Origin of the sequence: Halonotius pteroides (genome assembly GCF_003605635.1) — an archaeon.
In the GTDB taxonomy this organism is placed as follows: domain Archaea; phylum Halobacteriota; class Halobacteria; order Halobacteriales; family Haloferacaceae; genus Halonotius; species Halonotius pteroides.
This window is the reverse complement of sequence record NZ_QMDW01000050.1, coordinates 1-2,853: the sequence shown is the minus strand read 5'-3', so window position 1 is coordinate 2,853 and position 2,853 is coordinate 1. Positions and strand designations below refer to the sequence as shown.

The window sequence follows — 2,853 nt, the reverse complement described above, 5'->3', positions numbered from 1 at the left end:
CTGGTATCGAGAATTTCGTGAGCTTGCGCTGATGTGTGCAGTGTATAACATCAAGGTACGTGTTTACTCCCAGAACGATTTCGCCACTCTCTCGTAAGTTGCTCTTGACCTCGCAGTAGAGCAATGCAGACGACAGGGTATTTTCTGAGGGACGGTCTCCCTGCCGGAGACCGTCCCGTGTCGTCTGCACTGGCTGAGGTGTGTTGTGATGGTCACTGACGAGAAAGTAGAGCAACTGCTTGAGCGGATCACTGATCTCGAAAATCGCGTTGATGAACTTGAGCAGGAGAATGAAGAGCTCAAGCAAGAAAATCAGCAACTCCGTAAAGAGAACAAGCGTCTCAGAGCCAAACTTCGGTGGTACGAGGGACCTCATACACCACCGAGCAAAAATCAATCTGACCAAGAGGAGTCGTCCTCGTCCCCACCGGACGAGGACGACGGACAACCACGTACTGACGGTGGCACGCTTGGCCGAAAGTCCGGACATGACCCGGAATGGCGCGACGCTCCTGACCCTGATCGAGAAATCGAGGTTACCTGTGACTGCTGTCCAGACTGTGGTGAAGCGTTCGGCGAGTCGGCGGGCGTCAGCCCCCGACTCGTCGAGGAACTCCCAGATCCACAGCCACCGGAGGTCACACAGTACAACCGCCACTACTACGAGTGCCACTCCTGTGGTACCGAGACTGTCGCCTCACACCCCGAATGCCCCGATGAGGGGCAATTCGGGGTGAATGTCATCGCACAGGCGGCGCTCTCTCGGTACGATCACCGCCTTCCCTACCGGAAGATTGGCGACCGCTTCGAACAACTCCACGGACTGGAGCTGTCAGGCGCGTCCGCGTGGCACGCGACCGAGCGCGCTGCGCGCGCCGGTCGCTGTGAATACGAGCAGATTCGCCGTCAGATCCAGCAAGCCGACGTTGTCCACGTCGACGAGACTGGAATCAAACGCGACGGCGAACAGGCATGGATCTGGACGTTCACCACCGAGGAACATACGCTGTACGCGGTCAGAGAGAGTCGAGGAAGTGATGTTCCCGCGGAAGTCCTCGGCGAGGACTTCACGGGAACGGTCGTCTGTGATGGGTGGACGGCGTATCCGGCTTTCAGCAGCAACCTCCAGCGGTGTTGGGCGCATATTCTACGGGAGGCTGAAGACGCCGCTGAGAAACAGGCAGAAGGCGAACCGATCTACCGTGCCCTCAAACAGCTGTACGTCGCTCTCCAGACCAGGCTGGAGAGCGACTTGACAGTCCGTGAGCGAGCAGAACTCCAACGTGTGGCGTGGAGAGAGCTTGAGTCGCTGATAGAACGGTCAGTTCCCGACGGACCAGTGGCAACACTACTGGGCAAGATCGAAGGAGGTCTCGACCACTGGCTCACCTTCATCGGTGAGCCAGCGGTCTCCCCAACGAACAACGCCGCTGAAAATTCGCTTCGTGAGCCGGTGGTTCTCCGGAAGATAATCGGAACGCTCCGCAACGACCGCGGCATGTTTGTGCACGAGACGCTGCTGTCCCTGCTGGCGACGTGCCGCCAGCAGGGACGCAATCCCTACGACGAGTTCAAGCGAGTTGCCCGGAACAACGAGATGATTTCACGAGCTCAGACCGTACCCGCTGTTGCGTCCTCGGGGTAAACGCATACACATCAAGAAGGCTGCAGAACAGGAGATTCCGATCCCTTCAGGCGATTAAACACGGCCGTTTGAAGCGGATCGGGACGTGAACGCAGCGATCAATATCATTTCTCGCGGATACGACCAGCTAGGAGTGGGATACTCCGAAGAAATGCCTGTGGAGACTGCGCTCCCTGTGGATACATCCGTGTCTGCAAAGCGCGTCGTGGAAGCAGGAAGCCCTACCCTCAAGGAGCGAACGGCTAACGCCGTGAGCGAGTGGGGTGGGGTAGTTCACTTCTTATCGTTGATGTGTTTATTAATTAGATAGTTCTCTACATTATATAGAATTGATTATATTTGTTTCTATCTGGTTCCAAATGTAGCCTCGTAAACCCATATCTTTCTCATGGGTAGGTGCTTGTTATTATTATAAGTCGGTAAAGGGTACCAATAACCTACTCCCGTAAAGCGAATTTTCTAATCAGTGCATGTTATCGTTGGTGCCGCATAGTAACTGCCTATTATACTAGTGCTACTACATTTAATGACAATTTTCGCCGGCAAAAGACACGAACTAGCATAAAATCTACATATCACAAACCCAACTACAACACTAAATACTATATGCATCCGATATATCAGTTGCGTATGTACTATAAGAAGATGATGAAATCACAAGATCAGATTTCAATCGCTCGGTTATTAATATTTCTTCTGATCATGCAAAGAGGCTGATGAATGTATGTTGGTAAACACGAATCAAGATACAGAGCACAGTGGTAAATTCCCAACCCCACTTGGTACAGGCCAGTGGGTTCGAATTATCTTCCCTGGAGCAACCGATCCGGAGGTTAAGATACATAAACCACGCGGAGGGCTCCTCTCTGATGTGATTAAGTCCCTGTTTCATGCGTATTCTCCGATCAAGACTGCTGAGGTCGTTACCCATCCTGGTCATTATCAGCAAGAATATCTCATTCGTGGTCACCCCCGCGATCCAGCATCCCCCCTCTACGACAAAGATATTCTACTCGAGGCACTCGACACAATTCAAACGTGGGAGGAACTCAAATCAAGTGATCTTGAAATTTCTACGTTGTACACTGCGATTGCAGTCAAAGAGAATATTCCGGGGCGGTTTGGTGTCGAGATCGTCGCTCATCCCGATACGTTGTAACATAGGAGTTTCTCGAACCAATCTTCGGGTGAATTGAGCTTCAGTGCAA

At 52.6% G+C, this 2,853-nt stretch carries 2 protein-coding genes and 1 pseudogene; all 3 read left to right on the top strand.

Annotated features, from left to right (window positions below; genetic code table 11):
- Positions 1-208: 208 nt before the first annotated feature.
- On the top strand, positions 209-1,645 hold the full coding sequence (tnpC, locus tag DP106_RS14900; protein ID WP_120086587.1) for an IS66 family transposase: 1,437 nt from the start codon (positions 209-211) through the stop codon (positions 1,643-1,645).
- Between the two features lie 67 nt (positions 1,646-1,712).
- Positions 1,713-1,955: pseudogene (locus DP106_RS14895) on the top strand (hypothetical protein); the annotation flags it as partial.
- 414 nt (positions 1,956-2,369) lie between these two features.
- Positions 2,370-2,804, top strand: coding sequence for a hypothetical protein (locus DP106_RS15635; RefSeq protein WP_133305184.1), 435 nt, complete (start codon positions 2,370-2,372; stop codon positions 2,802-2,804).
- Positions 2,805-2,853 lie beyond the last annotated feature (49 nt).